We start from the raw sequence: 249 nt of genomic DNA, 5'->3' as shown, positions 1-249 counted from the left end.
CCGGACGCGGTCGTCGACCGTTCCATGAGCACCGAGTCCGCCCTCGCCGACGGGGTCCGCGAGGCGCTCGCGGTCGACCCCGACGAGTTCGCCGCCCGCGCGGAGGAGGAGGCGGAAATCGTCAAGCAGGCGCTCCGCGACGGCGCCTTCGACAACCAGCAGTCGATCGTCGGCTTCGAGTACGAGTTCTACGCGGTCGCGGACGGGCGGTGGAGCGAGGAGTCGCGGGCGGGCGAGTACGCCCTCATG

The 249-nt window shown here is 71.9% G+C and carries 1 pseudogene; it reads left to right on the top strand.

The features are described from left to right. Positions 1-24: 24 nt before the first annotated feature. A pseudogene (locus SM753_RS20970) lies at positions 25-249 on the top strand (hypothetical protein); the annotation flags it as partial.

The organism is Halostella sp. PRR32 (genome assembly GCF_034808085.1).
GTDB lineage: Archaea > Halobacteriota > Halobacteria > Halobacteriales > Natronoarchaeaceae > Halostella > Halostella pelagica.
Note: the sequence above shows the minus strand (reverse complement) of the source record. Positions and strands in the feature narration are given on the sequence as shown.